The sequence below is a fragment of the Metapseudomonas resinovorans genome (genome assembly GCF_002003485.1).
In the GTDB taxonomy this organism is placed as follows: domain Bacteria; phylum Pseudomonadota; class Gammaproteobacteria; order Pseudomonadales; family Pseudomonadaceae; genus Metapseudomonas; species Metapseudomonas resinovorans_D.
The window spans coordinates 38,788-58,101 of sequence record NZ_BDMA01000097.1 but is presented as its reverse complement, the minus strand read 5'-3'; the positions used below and the strand labels follow the sequence as shown (position 1 = coordinate 58,101).

Below are 19,314 nucleotides of genomic sequence, written 5' to 3'. Positions count from 1 at the left end.
TCAGGCGGGAAAGGTCAGGGAGCCAGCCGCTCGCGAACCCAGGCGTTGTCCACGAGTCGGTAGTTCAAGCGGTCATGCAGGCGGCTCGGGCGCCCCTGCCAGAACTCGATGCGCTCGGGCAGCAAGCGATAACCGCCCCAATGCGGCGGACAGCTCGGCGCGTTATCAAGGAACCGCTGCTCGGTTTCCGCCAGCAGGGCTTCGAGCTCCGCGCGATCGCTGATTACCCGGCTCTGCGGCGATGCCCAGGCCCCCAGGCGACTACCCAGCGGGCGTACCTGGTAGTAGGCGTCAGATTCGGCCGGGGTTACCCGCTCTACCCGGCCCTCGATACGGACCTGGCGCTCCAGGGCGGGCCAGAAGAAGGTCATGGCGGCGAATGGATTGGCCAAGAGTTGTTCGCCCTTGGCGCTGTCGTAGTTGCTGAAGAACGTGAAGCCGCGTTCATCCAGCCCTTTCAGCAGCAACACGCGGCAATGGGGACGGCCTTCGGCGTCGACCGTGGCAACAGTCATGGCGTTAGGCTCGACCGGCAGTTGCTCGGTCTTCACCGCATCGCCGAACCAGCTCTGGAACAGGCTGAAGGGCTCGGCAGGAGCCCGCTCCTCGCTGAGCCCGTCGCGAGCATAGTCACGGCGCATATCGGCCAGGGTCTGGGTCATGATTGGCAGTCCTGTGTTCAGAAAGCCAATAGCTTACCCAAGCCCGGCCTACTCGGCTTGATCTGCCGCAACCACCTTCTCGGTCTTGCCCATCTGCTCCGGCTTGGCTGGCTTGCTGTACTGGGCAATTAGCGCGGCCAGGGTTTCCTGCGGCGTGAGGATCATCTCGACACGGCGGTTCAGGGAACGGCCTTGCTGGCTGTCGTTGGCGGCGCGCGGCATATCCGAACCCAGCCCTTTCAGGGACAGGCGATCACGCTGCAGGCCGCTCAGGCGGAAGATAGCGGCAACGGACTGGGCGCGCTCCTGGCTGATCTTGCGGTTGATTTCATCCTTGCCGGAGCTATCGGCGTGGCCAAGGACCAGCACTGCGGTCTTGGTATCGCCTTCCACCAGCTTCGCCACTTTGGTGATGGGGCCCAGGGTGGCGGGCAGCAGCATGCTCGGGCGATCCGGGTTGTACGACGGGTCGACCGGCAGGGTCACCACCAGCACGTTCTCACGGCGCTCCACTTCCAGTTTGCTGCCTTTCACCGCCTCGCGCAGGCGCGGCTCGTACTGATCGAGCCAGGCTTGGGTCGCCTTGGTATCCACCTTGGCGACCTTGGTTTGTTTAGCCTTTTTATCGCCACCGAAGGGCCACCAGGACTGGCTGGCGGAGACGGTCTGCCCGGGCTTGGCAGGCACCTCGGCCTTCTGCTGGCCAAGCATGGTGCAGCCGGAGGCAGACACACAGAGTATCAGGGTGGAAATCTTTAACAGCTTCATGGGCAGGATTCCGTAGTCGCTGAAGGCCGCACGCCAGCACAAAAAGTGATGGCGTTTTAATCTCTCAATCGAGCTTAAATTCTCGCGCCAAGCCTTTATTCAGCAAAGATAAAAACAGTCGAGGTGACGAGTGGCTCAGCCCAGGCAGTCCTTGACCACACGGGCCAGCTTCTGGGCGCGCGGATCCATCAGAACGTAAGGGCCGAGGGTGTTGGTGACGAAGCCAAAGGCCAGTTCGCGTTCCGGGTCGGCAAAGCCGGTGGAGCCGCCTGCGCCGGGATGGCCGAAGGCGTATCGGCCCATGCCATAGGTGGCATTGGGTACGTCGGGTTGGTCGAGCATGCAGCCGAGGCCGAAACGGGTGGACGTCAGCAAGGTGAGGTCCTCGCCCTGGGCATGTTCGCGGGTCAGCTCCGCGAGCAGCTCGGAATCCAGCAGCTCGCCATCCAGCAAGCCGGCATAGAAGCCCGCTACGCTGCGCGCGTTGCCATGGCCATTGGCTGCGGGTTGCTGCATCCGTCGCCATTCCGGCTTGTTCGTGCTGGTCATGATCGACGGTGGATTGGTGAAGGAGCGCGTACTCAGCGAGTTCGGCTCGGTCATCATGCACTTGAGCAACCGCTGCGCTGCGGCATCGCCCATGTTGCCCTTGGCCCTGGCGATATGCGCTACGCGGTCGAATTCCTCATCCGCGAGGCCGACGTGGAAATCCAGCCCCAGTGGGGCGGCGACGCGGGCCACGATGGACTCGCCCGGACCCCGACCGTCCGCACGGCGAATCAGCTCACCGACCAGCCAGCCATAGGTGATGGGCGCATAACCATGGCCTTCACCCGGCATCCACCAGGGCTCTTCAGCAGCGAGGGCGGAGGTCATGGCCTCCCAATCGTAGAGGGCCTCGGCCGGCAGCATCGCGCGAATTGCCGGCAGGCCGGCGCGGTGGCAAAGCAGCTGACGAACAGTGATGCGTTCTTTCCCGGCCGCGGCGAATTCAGGCCAGTAGCGCGCGACGGGCGCGTCCAGCTCCAGCTTGCCCTCTCCCACCAACTGCAACAGGGTTACAGAGGCAAAGGTCTTGGTGCACGAGAACAGGTTGAGGATGGTGTCGCTGTGCCAGGCCTGCTGGCCATCCTTGTCGGCCACGCCAGCCCAGAGGTCGAGCACCGTCTCGCCTCCCACCTGCACGCACAGGGCGGCACCGCGCTCCTGCGGGTCAGCGAAGAGTTCGGCGAACGCGTCTTTCGCCGCCTCGAAGCGCAAGTCGAAATAGCCCTGGGTCTGCACCGGCGTGCTCCTGAAAGGAAATTGAGGCGGCATTGTTCCAGCCTTGCCGCCCCTTGTGAACCGTGCCGAAGACGGGTCGCCCATCAGGGCTTCCCGGTGTCTTCCTGCTTCGGCGCGTCAGGCTGGGAGGGCTCGTCGGCCTTGGGCTCAGCCGCCGGCTCAGTGCTCGGTTGCTCGGCCGCTTTCTCTGGCTCTGCGGGCTTTTCCGCCGCCGCGGGCTGGGCCGCTTCCTTGGGCTGTTCCTTTGCCGCTGCCTTGGGTTGCTCTTTCGAGGGAGCCGAAGATGCAAGGGGCTTGTTGATATCAGCCGCCAGCGCCAGGTTTGCCTTGCGCACGGCCTCGACGAAGCCCTGCCACGGACGGTCGGTGATGCCGACCAGGCCGAGGTGGCCGTTCTCGCCATCGAGCAGGCGGCCCGTGGCCGGCTGGTCGAGGTACTGGAACCAGTGGGCGCCGACGATCAGCGGCTCTTCGGCTGCCTTCTTGAGGTAGGCGGCGTAGGCCGGGCCACGCTCCTCTTCCTTGTAGACCTCGGAGACGCCACCCCAGAACGGACCACGGTCACGAGAACCGAAGTGGAACTCGGTGAGCATCAGAGGTTTGTCGAGGCGACGCAGCAGTTCCATGTCCAGGCCATGCTGCGGTTCACGGGTGTAGCGATTGAAGCTGATCACGTCGCAGTACTGCGCGCAGGACTCGATGGCCTCGGGCACGGTGGCGGCGAAACGGCCCCCGAGCAACATGTGGTTCGGCGCGTGCCACTTCATGGAGTCGGAGATGGTCTTGAAGTACGTGTCAGCATAGAAACGCTGGAAGCGCTGGAAGTCTTCCTCGATAGCCGGGTGCTCCGGATTCGGCAGCGGCGGTTCGAAGCCAGGGTCTTCCATCAGCTCCCAGGCCTGCAGATCGATACCCCAGGCTTTCGACAGCCCCTCCTGGTTGCGGTACTTATCGCGCAACTGCTTGAGGAAGGCGCGCTTGGCCGGCACGTCAGTGGTCAGGCGCAAGGTACCGTAGGCCAGCGCGTAGCGAGCTCGCGGATCCTCGCTGTGGCCGCCCCAGGCGAGTTCGTTGTCGGCGAAGAAGCCCAGGAGCCACGGATCGTCACGGTGGTCACGGGCGGCAATGGCGATGGCTCGCTCCGTCGCCATCGCAAATCGCGGATCGAACGGGTCGGGCATGCCGCCCCACCAGTCGAAGCCGGTATTGATGGTGGCGTAATCACCATGGATGGACAGCGGCAGCGTGTAGGGCATGCGCTGACTGGTGTTGAATGCCGGATCGCTCCAGTTGCCGACGGTGTTGAAGCCCCAGGCCTTGAGACGCTCAAGGCTGTGGCCGACCCAACGCTGCGGATCATTGCCGCCGTAGGTGCGCTCGATGTTGGCGCCATAGAAGTCGTACCAGCGGCCCTGGTTGAACGCACGCCCCATGTTGGCGTCGGTATCGGCACGGTCGTCGCCTTTGCCGAAATGGTTGGCCAGGGGTTCGTTGTCCTTCGGCAGTGCCTTGAACATGGCCTCGCGGCCTTCGACGTAGGTCTGGCTCAGGCCGGGGGTCACGGCGTTGACGCCCAGGGAGAAGAATGGATGGCCTTCCGGAGTGACGAGGAACCAGCGGCCGTTGCGCTTCTCGGTACGGAAGAAGCCGCTGGCTTCGAAGGTCTCACCGCCCAACCAACCACCGTAGGTGTCCTGTTGCGGCAACTTGGCGGTCCAGTCGGTCAGTTGTTTCGCTTCGTCCGCGGCGCCCTTCTTCAACTGCTCGTCGTTCTTCACCTTGCCTGGCCAATCGCCGCGGACGTACTGGCCGTAGGCGTCCATCAGGCCGTCGTAGAGGGCGCCCTGCTGATCCTGCTCCTCGGTGCCGAAACGGCCGAGCAGCACGTTCTGAGCAGCAGTCGGCTGATTCAGCGAAAGCGTCACGGAAGCGACCTTGCTGCGGTCGATCTCGCCGTTGACCAGCGTCGCTGGCAGCCAACGCTTGCCATCGAGGGTCCAGGGCACCGGCGGCGCCGCACGCATGCCGTGGGCATTGGGCGAGGTCGCGGAAAGGGGTATCAGCAAGGTCTGCGCCGGTCCTGCCGGCAGCGCAACCTGGGTGGTCAAGACCTTGCCGTCCGTGCTCTCGATGGCGACGTCCAGGGTAATCGCCCAATCCTGGGCGCTCTGGATGCGCAGGCTCATTGCCTCGGCCTTGGACCAGTCCCAGCTGCCGTTTTGCGGGGTGAGGCGCAGGCTGGGTTTCTCGGCGGCATTGAAGGTGAGGCGACGCAGAACTTCGCCATTGGCGGTGGTTTCAGCGGTCACGCTCGGCAGACTGGCATCCTGGGTAGTTACCTGCACCGCATCCAGCGGGCGGACGAAGTTGAACAGGGTCTCGGCCTGGGCAATCAGGGGGATTCCCGACATGCCGAAAAGGATGGCCAGGGCGAGGGGGCGTTTTGGTATCGAAAGCATCGGACCGGAGTTCCCAAGAGAATGCTGAGCATAGACCGCCAAAAGTTCGTATCTCGCCAACGGTGCGACAAAACGAAGCGGGACAAGGCAGGCGCGCTGGGCACCCGCAAAAACCCCGGCATCATCGCAGATGGGGGGCGCTCAGCGTCAAGGGCAGTCCTGTTTCAGGCAATCTCCCGACGGAACGGCGGCAGCGCATCGAGGATCGCGCGGCCGTAGCGCTGGGTGACCACGCGCCGATCCAGCAAAGTGATGGTGCCGCGGTCGGCCTCGGTACGCAGCAGGCGACCACAGGCCTGCACCAGGCGCAGGGAAGCGTCGGGCACGGCGATCTCCATGAAGGGATTGCCGCCACGGGCCTCGATCCAGTCGGACAACGCCGCTTCCACCGGGTCGTCCGGCACAGCGAAGGGAATCTTGGCGATCACCACGTGTTCGCAGTAGGCACCCGGCAAGTCGACGCCCTCGGAGAAACTCGCAAGCCCGAACAGCACGCTGGGCTCACCGTCGTCGACCCGCGCCTTGTGCTTGTTCAAGGTTTCCTGCTTGGACAGGTTGCCCTGAATCAGCACGCGCTTGCGCCAGTCACGATCCAGGCCTTCGAAGACGTCCTGCATCTGCCGACGGGAGGCGAACAGCACCAGCGTGCCGCGCGCACCCTCCACCAGAGCGGGCAGCTCACGGACGATGGCGGCAGTGTGGGCCGCCGCATCGCGGGGGTCGGCTTTCAGGTCAGGGACACGCAACAGGCCGGCATCGGCATGCTGGAACGGGCTCGGCACAACGGCGGTGACGGCAACCTTGGGCAAGCCGGCGCGCATCCGGAAGCGGTCGAACTTGCCCAGCGCGGTGAGGGTTGCGGAGGTTACCAGCGCACCGTAGGCCACATTCCACAGATTACGGCGCAGGGTCTCGGCGGCGAGGATGGGGCTGGCATTGACCTCGATGTCGTGCAGCGCCCCGCTTTCGGCGAGGGTCAGCCAACGCGCCATGGGCGGGCTGTCTTCCGGGTCTTCAACGGTGAAAGCCGTCCACAACTCCCAGTTGCCCTGGGCACGGCTCAGCAGGCTGCCGAACAACGGATACCACTCCTCCGCCTGATGGCTGGCGACGCCGGTGCTGGCCTCACCGTCCATGGCTTCCTTGAGGAGTTCGGTCAGGCGAGTGAATACATCGTGCAGCCTGGAGAAGCCCTTCTTCAGTTCGATGCCCAGCTCTCGCAGGTGCTCGGGCACCACGCCGGCCTCGAATCGATGGCGGGGACGGTCGCGGCCTTCCATGTCTTCGCCAGCACGGAAGTCAGCGATCTCTTCACAGGCGTTGAACATGAACTGCTGGTGGGTGCGAATCTCCCGGGCCAACTCGGGCACGCCCTCCACCAGACGACCGAATTCGCCAGGCAGGGGATTCTGCGCCAGCAATTTGGAGAGGTTCTTCGCCACCTGTTCCAGCCAGTCGGCGGTGGACCGCAAGCGGGTGTAATGGGCGAAGTGGCCGATGGCCTTGTCCGGCAGGTGATGGCCTTCGTCGAACACGTAGAGCGTCTCGCGCGGGTCCGGCAGCACCGCGCCGCCACCCAGGGCCAGGTCGGCCAGCACCATGTCATGGTTGGTGACGATGACGTCCACCTTGGTCATGCCTTCCCGTGCCTTATAGAAGGCGCACTGCTGGAAGTTCGGACAATGGCGCTTGGTGCACTGGCTGTGGTCCGTGGTGACGCGAGCCCAGTCCTGGTCCTCGATGGCTTCGGGCCAGGAATCGCGATCGCCGTCCCAACGGTTGCCGGCGAGGCGTTCGATCATCTGGTTGAGGAGTTTCTGTCCCTTCTCGTCGACGTCGATGGTGAACCCCTCGTCGGCGAACAGCTGGGCCGTGGCACTCTGTGCCTGGCCTTCCTGCAGGAGCATGTCAAGCTTGGACAGGCAGAGATAGCGGCCGCGCCCCTTGGCCAGGGCGAAACTGAAGTTCAGGCCGCTGTTGCGTATCAGGTCGGGCAGATCCTTGTGGACGATCTGCTCCTGCAACGCCACGGTGGCAGTCGCGATCACCAGACGCTTGCCGGCGGCCTTCGCAGCGGGAATGGTCGCCAGGCTGTAGGCAACGGTCTTGCCGGTACCGGTACCTGCCTCCACCGCCACCACGGCAGGCTCGCCCTCGCGGTGACCTTCGTCATCCACGGGAATGGCACCCAGGGCCTTGGCAACCTCGGCGATCATCAGGCGCTGGCCATAACGGGCTTTCAGCCCCTTGGCTTCGAGAAAACGACTGTAGGCGCCCTGGATCTGGGACTTGAGTTCGGTGCTGAGCATGAGTGACTGCGGCGGGAAGAGCTGGATAAATTTTCAGTACTTTAACAGGACGGCTATGATAGCGCGCCTTCTTTTACCCGCCGAATGGAGTTGACCGGATGACTGCCCACGCAGCCCTTTACGCCCTGCACTTGCTGGCCGCCCTGGTATGGGTCGGTGGCATGTTCTTCGCCTGGATGATCCTGCGACCGGCCGCCGTCGCCACCCTGGAGCCCCCGGCGAGACTGCGCCTCTGGCTGGACGTGTTCCGCCGCTTCTTTTACTGGGTCTGGCCGGCGGTGCTGGTACTGCCCTTCTCCGGCGTGGGCATGCTGCATATGTCCTACGCCAGCATGGAAGCCGCGCCGCGTTATGTGCACATGATGATCGGGCTGTATGTGGCGATGCTGGCACTGTTCCTGCGGGTGAGCGCCCTGCTGCTGCCGCAGTTGCGTGCAGCCGTGAATGCGGAAAACTGGCCGGAAGGTGGCGCGGTGCTGGGTCGCATTCGTCGCGTAGTGGGGTTCAACCTGCTGATCGGGCTTGCGCTGGTGACCATCGTCGCCATTCGCCCCAGCTTCTGAATCAGGCGCACGTCCCTGTGCGCCTTCCCTCGATCAGAAACGTACGACCTTGACGCTGCCGGTATTGCCGGCAGTGCCGGGCTTGCCGGGTTGCCCGGCGCGACCGCTCTTGGCGCCGTCGGCCTTGTACAGCAGGCAGCCTTTGCCGGCTCCGCCGTGGCCACCGGCGCCGCCCTCTCCCGCCGCGCCGCCGACGCCGCCGTCAAGACGCACGCGAACCAGATCCACCGGGAAGGACTCCGGCACTTCCAGGCGCACCTGACCGCCAGCGCCACCGACCTCGCCATTGGAGCCGGGTTGACCATCCCAGCCACGGCCGGCCGAACCCCAGAGGCAACCGGCAGCGTCGCCGTCGGCGCCATCCAGCCCCGGACGTCCCGGCGCGCCGATGCCGCCGCGTACATCCAGGGTCATTTCATTCACATGGACATCCACCAGGCGCAGTTCGAGATTGCGTCCTGCGCTGGCCGGCTTGCTCATGCTGCCGGCCGCACCCGATGCGGTGATATGGCTGCCAGGGCCTATTTCGCCTCGTTGCACCTCGAGGCGAAAAGCCTTCTCGGAGGGTGCGATGCCCAGTCGGGCCTCGCGCCCCATACGCAGTTCGCTGATGCGCAGCTCGGTCACGCCGGCCGGAATCAGCAGCGTGGCGTAGTCGGCGACTTCGACCTGGTCGAGGCTGAGGCTGCCCGTTCGGGTTGGCAGCTTGAGGAAGTTGTGTGCGTCCACCTTCACCTGGCCCTCGGCCAGGGCGACGGGGGCGATCAGTGCAAGCAGGAGTCCAAGCTTACGCATGGCGTGCCTCCTTGCCGCGGTGACGCGGAATGGTCAGCAGATGGAAAACTCCGAACAAGAGGAGTTGCAAGCGATCCAGCCAGGGATTGGCACGGCCGCGCAACAAGGAATTGAACAGCATGATTTCGAACAGGTGGACCACGATCAGCAGGATGCCGGCACCGTTGAGCAGCATGTCGAATGGTTTGGTGAATGGTGAAGCGACGTTGGCAATGACGACCAACCAGAACAACAGGGCAACCACCTTGCCCAGCCCCATGAATAAACGCATGCCTCCCTCCTGGCATTGTTCGAGTTTTTGCGGACCATACGCCGAAGCCCGGCGACGCACCAGAGCGTCGCCGGGAAAAGCATCGGCTTGCAATCGACTCGTTGATACAACGCAGGAAATCCGTCAGCGGTCGACCCGGATTTCGACCCTGCGATTCTGCGCCCGCCCGGCATCTGTCTCGTTGTCCGCCACCGGCTGGCTCTCGCCCATGCCTTCAGTCGTCAACTTGTCAGCAGGCACGCCCTGGCTGGCCAGGAAGTCCGCCACGCTCCTCGCCCGGCGCTCGGAAAGCCCCTGGTTGTAAGGGTCGGAGCCGACGTTGTCGGTGTGGCCGATCACCTTGGCGCTGACCAGGTTGGCGCCAGTGAGCCGGTTGGCAACGGCTGCCAGTTGATCTTTGGCCGCAGAGGTCAATTCGGCGGAATCGAAAGCGAAGAGCACATTGCCCATGTCGCTGAGGACGATGACTTCGTCCTGCGGCGGCGGTACAGGCTCCGCAGGTGCCTGGGCATAAGTCCGTTGCGGGCAACCGCGGCTATCGACGGTCGCTCCGGAGGGTGTGTTGGGGCAGGTATCGCGACGATCGAACACACCGTCGCCGTCAGCGTCGCCGTCCTGCGCGAAGCAGATGAGTCCACCGACAATGGCGCCCGCCGCAGCACCACCGGCTGCCCAGGCAGAACTCTCCACGGCGCCCAATCCACCACCTACGAGACCACCGACCAGACTACAGATTGGCCAATTCCCCTGGTTCAACGCCGCACTGCCATCGCTGGACGTGGACGCGCAACCAGAGAGGAAACTGCTGACCAGAAGAAGTGAAATCGCAACCCGGGGAAGTTGGTTGCCCATGATGATTCTCCTGTGCCACCGGCCAGGCCGGTAACACAGGAGTAAAGACCCGAGGCCCGCGGCGCACAAGGCGTGCGCCGCAGGCTTATCGGGGTTTAACGATCGATCTGGATCTCTACGCGACGGTTCATGGCACGACCGTCTTTGGTGGAGTTGTCGGCCACCGGCTGGCTTTCACCCGCACCACCGACACCGACGATATTGGAAGCCGAGATGCCGCTGCGCACCAGATAGTCAGCCACCGCATGGGCACGGCGCTCGGAGAGTCCCTGGTTGTATGCGTCGGAACCAACACTGTCGGTATGACCGGTGATGGTCAGCTTGGCGTCAGGTGCTTCGTTCTTCAGGCGAGTAGCTACGTTGTCGAGGGTGGCTTCATCCGCCGCATCGAGCTTCGAGGAGTCGAAGGCAAACAGCAGGTCACGGACAACGATGGTTTCGTGCTCGACGACCACTGCTTCCACCACAGGCTCTTCAGCCTTGAGCGGGCAACCGTCGGCGTCGACCTGGGTGCCGGGCGGAGTGCCAGGGCACTTGTCACGGCTGTCGAATACACCATCGCCATCTTCGTCGCCATCGCCGTGTACCCAGCAATAGGCAGCCGCCGTACCGGCACCGATCAAGGCGCCCCAACCTGCGTATGTACTGCTTTCGATCGCACCCAATCCCGCACCTACCACACCCCCTACTGCTGCACACTTGGGCCAGTCGGTCTTCTGCAGACCGGCGCAACCGGTCAACAAGCTGGTCACCAGGATTAGGGGTAAAGCTGTCCGTGTAATGCTCATAAGCGAGTCTCCTCTTAGAATCGGCCCATACCGACAATTAGGGAGTAAAGACGCCAGCCCCGGAAACCGCCAGCACTAGGCCATGACTCGCCTTCGGGCTAGTCTTGCTCCACTTGTTCGAGGATTTTCGATGACTGACAGCTTCTCTTCCCGTACCCCCCAGCAGGCTCTTGCGGCCCTGCTCGAACGCTACGCCCCGCAAAGTCTCCTGCTGGTGGGCAACAGTCCGCTTCCGGCGTTGGAGGCCTTCGCCGCCGCGCACCCTGATAGCGAGATCGTGCACGTGCCCGCCGGAGCGCTTCCAGCCGAACAGGCCGCGCGCCGCTTCGACCTTGCCCTTCTGGCGGACTGCCTGGAGCACCTGCCCAAGCGAAGCGGGCTGCAACTGCTCGGCGGCATCCGCAACCTGAATGCCAGCCGGGTGGCGGTGCTGGCCGACCTCAGCGCCTGCGGCTGGCAGGACACCGACTTCTTTTCCCTAGCCTTGCAAGCCAGCGAGCGCTTTCGCCGCGAGCAGCAAACCCTCACCCTGTTCACCTACGACCTACGCGAGTACAAGCAGGTCCCCGATTGGCTGAATGCGAAGTTCTGGGCCAACCCGCAAAACTTCGGCAAGTACTGGTGGTAGCCATGAGCACTGCAATCTGCCCCTGCGGAAGCGGCAATCTCCTAGAGGTCTGCTGTGGCCGTCATCACGCCGGCCATCCTGCCGCCAGCGCCGAGGCGCTGATGCGCTCGCGCTACAGCGCCTATGTACTGGGCCTGGTGGATTACCTCGTGGAGACCACCCTACCCGCCCAGCGCTCGGGGCTGGATATAGAAGCCATCCGCGCCTGGAGCCTCGGCAGCACCTGGCTCGGGCTTGAGGTGGAAAACCATGAGTTACTCGGCGGCCAGCCGGAACATGCCTTCGTTACCTTTACGGCGCGCTGGCACGACCAGAGTGGTGAACACAGCCATCGTGAACGTTCAGCTTTCGTCCAGGCGGACAACCACTGGTACTTCCTCGACCCGACCGTGCCGGTGAAAGCGAGCCGCAACGATCCGTGCCCCTGTGGAAGCGGTCTCAAGTTCAAGAAATGTTGTGCGAGTTATTTCTGATTCGATGTCAGAAAAGGCCCGCAATAGCGGGTCTTTCTTCTATCTATTTGTGCTCTTCGAGTCGCAGATGGGAGGTGTCGGGCGGCGGCCCTGATGGGGACTTCTTCTGCTGCCCCATGTCGCTGCCTACGGGCGCCACGCTGAAACTGGAAAAGTCGAAGCGCGGTGCCGGCGCCTGCGGCTTGGCATCCTGAAGGTCGGCGCCAACCGGTGCAATGCCGAAGTCCGGCGCGTCCACCCCGACGAAAGCTGCCATGTACTCATCTCGCGGTACCACCTTCAAGCGGCCGGGCGATGCAGGCTGCACGGGACTCATCGCGGGCGCGGGCTGGACCTGTGGTTCGGGCTCTGGCGGCGGCGCCAGCTCCACCTCTTCTATTTCCGGCTCCATGGATATCACTTCGACCAGCGCACCGGCGCGTTCCAGGGTCGAGCGATACTTCTCCGCAGAGGCTTCGTCCAGGTTGTTCTTGAGAATCACGCGCCGCCCGGAGAAAAGCATGGCAACGCGTTGGGCGTCAGCCTGGAACAGCTTGGCCAGATTGGCCTGCACCAATTCCAGTTGTGCCCCCGGTACCAGCTTCCCGGAGAAGGCGATCTCATAACGCCCCATTGGTAACACTCCTGTCCAAATTACCTTGCAGTATGGCGCAGCTTTTTTTACCCCCACAACTGGTTGCGGCCGAGCAGTTGCTTGTTACACTGGAGCGTCACTTGGAGTATTGCAATGTTTTACCAGGCGCAAACGATAAGAATTCTCAGCCTACTGTTTTTCTTCGCCCTCCCATTTTCGGGCCTCAGTGGATGCTCTACCTGGATCAGCAACAGCTTCCAGGACCCCGACGTGCGCCTGATCAAGGTGGACGTGGTCCGCGCCAAGCTGCTGGAACAACAGTTCGTGCTGCGTTTTCGCATAGACAACCCCAACGACGTCAGCCTGCCCGTGCGCGGGCTGGTCTACACCGTTCACCTCAACGAAGTGAAACTGGCCTCCGGCGAATCCAGCACCTGGTTCACCGTGCCCGCCCATGGCAGCCAGACGTTCGAAGTCCCAGTGCGCACCAACCTGTGGCGCCACATGAAGTACATCGTGAAGCTGCTGGAAAAACCCGACGAGCCGATCAAGTACCGCCTGCAGGGCGAGGTCAAGACCGGGCTGATGTTCGGCAAGAGCGTGCACCTGAGCCGCAATGGCGAGATAATCCCCGGCAGTTACATCCCGGAGTAGTACTTTCATGAGTCAAGAACCCCACGTCCACGGTCCGAACTGCAATCACGACCACGACCACGACCATCACCACCATGTTCACGGCCCGAACTGCAACCACGGCGCCCAGGAGCCGGTGCGCAACCCGCTGAAGGAAGTGGGCCGCAACGATCCCTGCCCCTGCGGCAGCCAGAAGAAATTCAAGAAGTGCCATGGCGCCTGACGGCCCCGGCACTCAAAAGGCCCGCCCAGTGCGGGCCTTTTCGTTTCCGGACGACGTCCGTGCCCCTGCACTGCTTGGGCAGGTGACCCGGCGGCTGTGAAAAAGTAGTCCGGGCGGTGCTTGCACGGCGCGGGGCGGCTCACTAACGTAGCGCGTTTGATCCGATGCCCCTCTCAGGAGAGCCCGTTCCATGGCTTCGCCAGCCTTCAAGCGCTTCCTTCCCCGGTTCTGCGTAGCCGCCGCCGCTGGCGCCATGATCGCCCTCAGCGGCTGCCAGTCCTGGCTGGACAGCCGCTACTCGGACAGCCTGCCGCCCACCTCCGGCTTCCAGCCGGTGAAGGGCCTCGCGCAGAGCGTGTCGATCCGCCGCAATCCGCTGGGCATGCCGCTGATCGAAACCACCACCTTCCACGACGCGCTGTTCACCCTCGGCTACGTCCACGCGTCCGACCGCCTCAGCCAGATGGTCGGCCTGCGTCTGATGGCCGAAGGCCGACTCGCCGAGTTGGCCGGCCCCGGCGTACTGGAAATCGACCGTTTCATGCGCGCGGTGAACCTGCGCAAGAGCGCCGACATCCTCTACAAGAACGCCTCGCCGCGCCTGAAGGAGTTCTTCGCGGTCTACGCACGCGGGGTCAACGCCTACCTCTATCGCTACCGCGACAAGCTGCCGATGGACCTGGCCGAGTCCGGCTACAAGCCCGCCTACTGGAAGCCAGAGGACTCGGTGCTGGTGTTCACCCTGCTGAACTTCGGCCTGGCGGTGAACCTGCAGGAAGAGATTGCCTCCCTGGTCCTGGCGCAGAAGGTCGGCGCCGACAAGCTGGCCTGGCTCACGCCCATCTATCCCGATGAGCCCTTGCCCTTCGAGGAGGCCGAGAAGCTCAAGGGCCTGCAACTGGGTGGCCAGATTCCGGGCCTGACCGCACTGGAGGATGCCGCGAGTCAGATCGCCTCGCTCAACATGCTCGGTGTCGCAGCCTCCAACAACTGGGCCATCGCCCCGCAGAAGAGCCGCACCGGCCGCAGCATCCTGGCCAACGACACCCACCTCCCCATTTCGATGCCTTCGGTCTGGAACTTCGTACAGATCCGCTCGCCGAAATTCCAGGCCGCTGGCGTCTCCGTCGCCGGCGTGCCGGCCATAGTCGCTGGCTACAACGGCAAGCTGGCCTGGGGCATGACCATGGTCATGGGCGACAATCAGGACCTGTTCCTCGAGAAGATCAAGCGCGAAGGCAACCGCCTCTACTACCAGGCCAATGGCAAGTGGGTACCCGCCAGCGAGCGCATGGAAACCTTCTTCGTGAAGGGCGAGCGCCCGGTACGCGAGGTGATCTACGAGACCCGCCACGGCCCGCTGCTGAACTCGGTGCTGGGCCAGCGTAAACACCCGCTGCAGCCCCTGGAAATCAAAAGCGGCTACGGCATCGCCCTGCAGACCAGCCAGTTCGAGGCCGACCAGTCACTGGACGCCTTCTTCGCCCTGTCCCGCGCGCAATCGGTGGAGCAGGCGCATGAGGCCACCCGCGAAATCCGCGCCATGGGCCTGAATATCCTCTACGCCGACGACAAGCACATCGCCTGGCAGGTCACCGGCCGCTACCCGAATCGCCGCGAAGGCCGCGGCCTGCTGCCGTCGCCCGGCTGGGACGGTCGCTATGACTGGGACGGCTATGCCGACCCGATGCTCCATCCGTACGACCAGGACCCGGCGCAGGGCTGGCTCGGCACCGCCAACCACCGCACCGTCCAGGGCGGCTATGGCGTGCAGCTGTCCAATTCCTGGTACTACCCGGAACGCGCCGAACGCATCGCCGAACTGGCCGGCGGCAGTGGCAAGCACGACTGGCAGAGCATGATCTCCATGCAGTACGACCAGACCAGCCCCTTCCCGGTCAAACTCAAGGCCATGCTGCAAGACCCCGGCATGACCCAGCCGCTCAAGCAGGCGATCAATGCCCTGCCGCCCGCCGACCGGGCCAAGGCACAAGAAGGTTTCGACCGCCTGCTGGCCTTCGACGGCCGTCTCAGCCCGACGTCCGCCGACGCTGCCTACTACGGCGCCTTCCTTCATGAAAGCGCCCGGCAGATCTTCCTCGACGAACTGGGCCCGGAGACCAATCCGGCCTGGCGCGCCCTGGTGCAAACCGCCGACCTGTCCTACTCGGCCCAGGCCGACCATCTGCTGGGCCGGGTCGACAGCCCGTTCTGGGACGACGTGAACACCCCGCAGAAGGAAGACAAGCCGGCCATCCTCGCGCGCAGCCTGGCCGCCGCCGTCAGCTACGCCGAAAGCCGTTTGGGCGCGGACCGCAAGTCCTGGCAGTGGGGCAAGTTGCACACCTACGAGTGGGTCACCGAAAGCACCCAGCTGGCGCCGCACATGAGCGCCAGCCAGCGCACCGGCCTCAACGCCCTGAAGGGCTACCTGGATCGCGGCCCCTACCCGGCCGGCGGCGACCATAGCACCCTCAATGTCTCGGCCTACCACTGGGGACAGGGCTTCGATACCTGGCTGATCCCGGCCATGCGTATCGTCGTCGACTTCGGCCAGCCCGAGCCCATGATCGGCGTGAACAGCTCCGGTCAGTCCGGCAACCCGGCCAGCCCGCACTACGCCGACGGCATCGACGCCTGGTTGAAAGCGCGCTACGTGAAGTTCCCCTTCCAGTCGCAGAACCTCGATGCCGTCTACGGCACCAAGCGCCTGATGCTGACCCCGCAAAAATGATGGACCGGCGGTGGAACTTCCCACCGCCCCACCGCTCTGATCTGGTGGACTTACTCCATAGATCACATTTCAAGGCACCCTCGGGTGCCTTTTCTTTTGTCTGCACGCCGGTACCTGCTCGTCACCGACCACAAGGCCGACCTATTTAACCCGGTCTGGACCGTAGGGTGCGCTGTGCGCACCGACTCCCGGATCAGCTTCGGCACCAAACCGCTGGTGCGCACGGCGCACCCTACCGAATCGGCTTCATCCTGCTAGCCCAGGCATTCGAATCGTCACAGGAAGAGCCGGTGATTCATGACCACGTCCTCAGGGCGTGGTTTCCCAAGCTCAAATGAATACGCCCCCACAACAAGCATTCCCGCAACCTTGCGTATCACCCGCCCGTGCCGCATCCTGCGCCCTTTCCACGGTTTGCCCGGAGCTCCGAGAACCGACCATGCCCGACAGCGCCTTTTCCGGCCGCATCATCCAGAACCTGCTGGACACCGACTTCTACAAGCTGACGATGATGCAGGCGGTGCTGCACAACTACCCCAACGCAGAAGTCGAGTGGGAGTTGCGCTGCCGCAACGATGAAGACCTGACGCCCTACCTCGCGGAAATCCGCTTCCAGATCGAACAGCTGGCGGACATCTCGATCACGCCCGACCAGCTGAACTTCCTCGAGCGCATCCCCTTCATCAAGCCCGACTTCATCCGCTTCCTCAGTCTGTTCCGCTTCAACCTACGCTATCTGCAACTCGGCATCGACAACGGCCAGCTCTGCGTGCGCCTGCGTGGTCCCTGGCTGCACGTGATCCTCTTCGAGATCCCCTTGCTGGCGATCATCAGCGAAGTCCGCAACCGCTACCGCTACCGCGACGTCAAGCTGGTGCAGGCGCGTGAGCGGCTCTACCGCAAGCTCGACTGGCTCAGCGCCAATGCCAGCGACGACGAACTGGCCGGCTTCCAACTGGCTGATTTCGGTACCCGCAGACGCTTCTCCTACCGTGTCCAGGAAGAAGTCGTGCACATCCTCAAGCGCGACTTCCCGGGTCGTTTCGTCGGCACCAGCAACGTGCACCTGGCCCGCGAATACGACATCAAGCCCATCGGCACCATGGCGCACGAATGGCTGATGGCTCACCAGCAGCTCGGCCCGCGTCTGATCGACAGCCAGATCGCCGCCCTCGACTGCTGGGTCCGCGAATACCGTGGCCTGCTGGGGATCGCCCTGACCGATTGCATCAACATGCAGGCTTTCCTCAACGACTTCGACCTGTACTTCGCCAAGCTCTTCGACGGCCTGCGCCACGACTCCGGCGACCCGCTGCAATGGGCGGAAAGGGCCATCAGGCATTACGAGAAGCTGGGCATAGACCCGCAGACCAAGACCCTCGTATTCTCCGACGGCCTCGACATGCCCCGCGCACTCGCGCTCTACCGCGCCCTGCGCGGGCGCATCCAGGTCAGCTTCGGCATAGGCACGAACCTGACCTGCGATATCCCCGGCGTCGACCCCATGAACATCGTGATCAAGATGACCGCCTGCAACGGCCAGCCGGTGGCGAAGATTTCCGATGAGCCGGGCAAGACCCAATGCCGCGACGAGAACTTCGTCGCCTACCTGAAACACGTTTTCCGCGTCACCGACGCCCAGTAAGGACTCCGTACATGAGCAACCGCCAGCAAGAAATCGCCAAAGCCCTGGATGTTGTCCCGCCCTTCGCCGATGAAGCAGCGCTGGTGGCCGAAGTCGAACGCCGCAAGGCCTTCATCAAGGATTGCCTGCGCAAGTCCGGCCTCAAGGTCCTGGTGCTGGGCATCAGTGGCGGCGTCGACTCCACCACCGCCGGCCGCCTGGCCCAGCTCAGCATCGAAGAGCTGCGCGCCGAAACCGGTGATGATGGCTACCGTTTCATCGCCGTGCGGCTGCCCTACAACGTCCAGCACGACGAAGCGGACGCCCAGGTGGCGATGAACTTCATCCGCGCGGACGAAGAAGAAACCGTGAACATTGCCGACAGCGTGATCGGCCTGTCCGAGCAGGTCACCCACCTGAACCACCTCACCGATGCCCGCCGCGACTTCGTCGCAGGCAACATCAAGGCGCGCATCCGCATGGTCGCCCAGTTCGCCATCGCCAACGCCAACAACGGCCTGGTGATCGGTACCGACCACGCCGCCGAGGCGGTCATGGGCTTCTTCACCAAGTTCGGCGACGGCGCCTGCGACCTCGCCCCACTCTCCGGCCTGGTGAAGAACCAGGTACGCAGCATCGCCCGCTACCTGGGTGCACCGGAAAGCGCCGTCCACAAAGTGCCCACCGCCGACCTGGAAGAGCTGCGCCCCGGCAAGCCCGACGAAGAAGCCCACGGCGTGACCTACGTCGAGATCGACGCCTTCCTGCATGGCCAGGAAGTCAGCCCCGAGGCCTACGCCATCATTGTCCGCACCTACGACAACAGCCAGCACAAGCGCGTCCTGCCGCTGGTGCCCTGATCGGTTGATGGGTATCGCGTAGCTCAACCCATCCTACTGGCTGACCCCGGTGGGGCAACATCGTAGGGTGGGGCTTCAGCCCACCGATGGCCCCTCCGACAGGCACAAAAAAGCCGGGCAATCGCCCGGCTTTCTTATGGATGCCAGAAAGGCTTCAGGCCTTGGGCAGGGTCACGCCACGCTGGCCCTGATACTTGCCGCCGCGATCCTTGTAGGACACTTCACAAGCCTCGTCCGACTGCAGGAACAGCATCTGTGCTACGCCTTCGTGGGCATAGATCTTCGCCGGCAGGTTGGTGGTGTTGGAAAACTCAAGCGTCACGTGGCCTTCCCACTCGGGCTCCAGCGGGGTCACGTTGACGATGATGCCGCAACGGGCATAGGTGCTCTTGCCGAGGCAGATGGTCAGTACGTCGCGGGGAATGCGGAAGTATTCCACGGTGCGGGCCAGCGCGAAGGAGTTCGGCGGGATGATGCAGACGTCGCTGTTGATGTCGACGAAGCTCTTCTCGTCGAAGTTCTTCGGGTCCACCACAGCGGAATGGATGTTGGTGAACACCTTGAATTCGGCGGCGCAGCGCACGTCGTAGCCGTAGCTGGAAACGCCGTAGGAAATCACCCGGTTATCGTCCGCACCACGCACCTGGCGCTCGACGAACGGCTCGATCATGCCGTGCTCCAGCGCCATGCGGCGAATCCACTTATCCGATTTGATGGTCATGGCGGGCGTCCTGTGAGGGGGGCTGAAAATTTGACCGCGAATCTTACAGTCCGGCGGAAGCCTCGGCAAAGGCCCCGCCGGATGGCCGGAGGG

At 63.7% G+C, this 19,314-nt stretch carries 19 protein-coding genes; 8 read left to right on the top strand and 11 right to left on the bottom strand.

The annotated features are described in order from the left end of the window. Positions 1 to 14: 14 nt before the first annotated feature. The 5 genes from pdxH to dinG all read right to left on the bottom strand — a co-directional run bounded on the left by pdxH (position 15) and on the right by dinG (position 7,482). The gene (pdxH, locus tag MnOB_RS28090) at positions 15 to 662 is read right to left on the bottom strand and encodes a pyridoxamine 5'-phosphate oxidase (protein ID WP_077527823.1); all 648 of its coding nucleotides are present in this window, start codon (positions 660 to 662) and stop codon (positions 15 to 17) included. Positions 663 to 710: 48 nt separating this feature from the next. Continuing rightward, positions 711 to 1,430 carry an OmpA family protein gene (locus MnOB_RS28085; protein ID WP_352230911.1) on the bottom strand — a complete coding sequence of 240 codons (720 nt, stop codon included), beginning with the start codon at positions 1,428 to 1,430 and terminating at the stop codon, positions 711 to 713. 135 nt (positions 1,431 to 1,565) lie between these two features. Continuing rightward, on the bottom strand, positions 1,566 to 2,714 hold the full coding sequence (locus tag MnOB_RS28080; protein WP_077527822.1) for a serine hydrolase domain-containing protein: 1,149 nt from the start codon (positions 2,712 to 2,714) through the stop codon (positions 1,566 to 1,568). 83 nt (positions 2,715 to 2,797) lie between these two features. Continuing rightward, complete coding sequence (locus MnOB_RS28075; protein WP_077527821.1) at positions 2,798 to 5,173, bottom strand: beta-galactosidase; 2,376 nt, start codon at positions 5,171 to 5,173, stop codon at positions 2,798 to 2,800. Between the two features lie 164 nt (positions 5,174 to 5,337). Then, positions 5,338 to 7,482 (bottom strand): ATP-dependent DNA helicase DinG, encoded by a 2,145-nt coding sequence (gene dinG, locus MnOB_RS28070; RefSeq protein WP_077527820.1) that lies wholly within the window; start codon positions 7,480 to 7,482, stop codon positions 5,338 to 5,340. A 98-nt stretch (positions 7,483 to 7,580) separates the two neighbouring features. On the opposite strand from dinG, the gene MnOB_RS28065 reads away from it, so the two are divergent. Continuing rightward, positions 7,581 to 8,045 carry a CopD family protein gene (locus MnOB_RS28065; protein ID WP_077527819.1) on the top strand — a complete coding sequence of 155 codons (465 nt, stop codon included), beginning with the start codon at positions 7,581 to 7,583 and terminating at the stop codon, positions 8,043 to 8,045. A gap of 33 nt (positions 8,046 to 8,078) precedes the next feature. Here the strand turns inward: MnOB_RS28065 and MnOB_RS28060 are convergent, their stop codons facing one another. The 4 genes from MnOB_RS28060 to MnOB_RS28045 form a co-directional block, all read right to left on the bottom strand. After that, positions 8,079 to 8,840 (bottom strand): hypothetical protein, encoded by a 762-nt coding sequence (locus MnOB_RS28060; RefSeq protein WP_077527818.1) that lies wholly within the window; start codon positions 8,838 to 8,840, stop codon positions 8,079 to 8,081. Further along, the gene (locus MnOB_RS28055; protein ID WP_352230912.1) at positions 8,833 to 9,204 is read right to left on the bottom strand and encodes a DUF1145 domain-containing protein; all 372 of its coding nucleotides are present in this window, start codon (positions 9,202 to 9,204) and stop codon (positions 8,833 to 8,835) included. The genes MnOB_RS28060 and MnOB_RS28055 overlap by 8 nt, the downstream gene beginning before the upstream one ends. A gap of 30 nt (positions 9,205 to 9,234) precedes the next feature. After that, positions 9,235 to 9,963 (bottom strand): PA1041 family peptidoglycan-binding anchor lipoprotein, encoded by a 729-nt coding sequence (locus MnOB_RS28050; RefSeq protein WP_077527816.1) that lies wholly within the window; start codon positions 9,961 to 9,963, stop codon positions 9,235 to 9,237. A gap of 95 nt (positions 9,964 to 10,058) precedes the next feature. Further along, a complete protein-coding gene (locus MnOB_RS28045; protein ID WP_077527815.1) occupies positions 10,059 to 10,751 on the bottom strand; it encodes a PA1041 family peptidoglycan-binding anchor lipoprotein in 693 nt (230 codons plus the stop codon). 130 nt (positions 10,752 to 10,881) lie between these two features. On the opposite strand from MnOB_RS28045, the gene MnOB_RS28040 reads away from it, so the two are divergent. Together MnOB_RS28040 and MnOB_RS28035 are read left to right on the top strand one after the other, a co-directional pair. After that, positions 10,882 to 11,379, top strand: coding sequence for a DUF6231 family protein (locus MnOB_RS28040; protein WP_077527814.1), 498 nt, complete (start codon positions 10,882 to 10,884; stop codon positions 11,377 to 11,379). Between the two features lie 2 nt (positions 11,380 to 11,381). Then, complete coding sequence (locus MnOB_RS28035; protein ID WP_077527813.1) at positions 11,382 to 11,852, top strand: YchJ family protein; 471 nt, start codon at positions 11,382 to 11,384, stop codon at positions 11,850 to 11,852. A gap of 43 nt (positions 11,853 to 11,895) precedes the next feature. On the opposite strand, the gene MnOB_RS28030 is transcribed toward MnOB_RS28035, so the two are convergent. Further along, positions 11,896 to 12,465: a hypothetical protein gene (locus MnOB_RS28030; protein ID WP_077527812.1), complete on the bottom strand. Its 570-nt coding sequence runs from the start codon at positions 12,463 to 12,465 to the stop codon at positions 11,896 to 11,898. A 114-nt stretch (positions 12,466 to 12,579) separates the two neighbouring features. On the opposite strand from MnOB_RS28030, the gene MnOB_RS28025 reads away from it, so the two are divergent. The 5 genes from MnOB_RS28025 to nadE all read left to right on the top strand — a co-directional run bounded on the left by MnOB_RS28025 (position 12,580) and on the right by nadE (position 18,500). Then, positions 12,580 to 13,080, top strand: coding sequence for an LEA/WHy family protein (locus tag MnOB_RS28025; protein ID WP_077527811.1), 501 nt, complete (start codon positions 12,580 to 12,582; stop codon positions 13,078 to 13,080). 7 nt (positions 13,081 to 13,087) lie between these two features. Beyond that, positions 13,088 to 13,282, top strand: coding sequence for an SEC-C metal-binding domain-containing protein (locus tag MnOB_RS28020; RefSeq protein ID WP_077527810.1), 195 nt, complete (start codon positions 13,088 to 13,090; stop codon positions 13,280 to 13,282). Positions 13,283 to 13,472: 190 nt separating this feature from the next. Continuing rightward, positions 13,473 to 16,016, top strand: coding sequence for a penicillin acylase family protein (locus MnOB_RS28015; protein ID WP_077527809.1), 2,544 nt, complete (start codon positions 13,473 to 13,475; stop codon positions 16,014 to 16,016). 439 nt (positions 16,017 to 16,455) lie between these two features. Continuing rightward, the gene (gene pncB / locus MnOB_RS28010) at positions 16,456 to 17,661 is read left to right on the top strand and encodes a nicotinate phosphoribosyltransferase (RefSeq protein WP_077527808.1); all 1,206 of its coding nucleotides are present in this window, start codon (positions 16,456 to 16,458) and stop codon (positions 17,659 to 17,661) included. Positions 17,662 to 17,672: 11 nt separating this feature from the next. Then, positions 17,673 to 18,500 (top strand): ammonia-dependent NAD(+) synthetase, encoded by an 828-nt coding sequence (gene nadE / locus MnOB_RS28005; protein WP_077527807.1) that lies wholly within the window; start codon positions 17,673 to 17,675, stop codon positions 18,498 to 18,500. Between the two features lie 154 nt (positions 18,501 to 18,654). Here nadE and dcd read toward each other — a convergent pair whose 3' ends face one another. Beyond that, positions 18,655 to 19,221 (bottom strand): dCTP deaminase, encoded by a 567-nt coding sequence (gene dcd, locus MnOB_RS28000; RefSeq protein ID WP_077527806.1) that lies wholly within the window; start codon positions 19,219 to 19,221, stop codon positions 18,655 to 18,657. Between the last annotated feature and the right edge of the window lie 93 nt (positions 19,222 to 19,314).